The organism is Martinezella tropici, assembly GCF_003287875.1.
Lineage (GTDB): Bacteria > Pseudomonadota > Alphaproteobacteria > Rhizobiales > Rhizobiaceae > Rhizobium > Rhizobium tropici_C.
In genome coordinates this window covers 1-740 of sequence record NZ_QMKK01000004.1, presented here as the reverse complement: position 1 = coordinate 740, position 740 = coordinate 1, and the positions used below count along the sequence as shown (strand labels likewise).

Sequence of the window (740 nt, the reverse complement as noted above, 5' to 3'; positions counted from 1 at the left end):
CTGATCGGGGCGACGGCGCATTATGTGACGGCCGATCTCGACGAGGGTCCGATCATCGAGCAGGACACGGCGCGCATCACGCATGCGCAGTCTGCCGAGGACTATGTCTCGATCGGCCGCGATGTGGAGAGCCAGGTTCTCGCCCGCGCCATCCATGCGCACATCCACTATCGCACCTTCCTCAACGGCAACCGCACCGTCGTCTTCCCGGCAAGCCCGGGCTCCTATGCCTCCGAGCGCATGGGGTGAGTGATGGCACTCGCAACGGTGATCGACGGGAAACAAGCGGCCGCTTCGGTGATCGAGGCCGTGAAGGCTGCGGCGGCGGGGCTTGAGGCGGAGGCCGGTGTGAAGACCGGGCTTGCGGTCGTCATCGTCGGTGATGATCCGGCCAGCCACGCCTATGTGAACTCCAAGAGCAAGATGGCTAGGGAATGCGACTTCAAGTCGGTCCAGCACACGCTGCCGGCCGAGACGACGCAGGAAGAGCTTGCTAGTCTGGTGGCCTCGCTGAACGACGATCCGTCTATCCACGGCATTCTCGTGCAGCTGCCGCTGCCGAAGCATCTGAATTCCGATGCGATCATCCAGTCGATCAAGCCGGAGAAGGATGTCGATGGCCTGCATGTGGTCAATGCCGGCAAGCTGGCGACCGGCGATCTCGAAACCGGGCTGATCTCGTGCACGCCGGCCGGCGCCATGCTGCTGGTGCGTTCGATCCACGGCGAGGACCTGTCGGG

At 63.9% G+C, this 740-nt stretch carries 2 protein-coding genes; both read left to right on the top strand.

Translation table 11 applies throughout. The features are described from left to right. Positions 1-249 (top strand): formyltransferase family protein (locus tag DQ393_RS00080; RefSeq protein WP_281023910.1); only part of this gene is annotated, 249 nt, incomplete at its 5' end. A 3-nt stretch (positions 250-252) separates the two neighbouring features. Further along, positions 253-740, top strand: a 488-nt coding sequence (locus tag DQ393_RS00075; protein ID WP_281023909.1) for a tetrahydrofolate dehydrogenase/cyclohydrolase catalytic domain-containing protein, incomplete at its 3' end; no start/stop codon positions are given.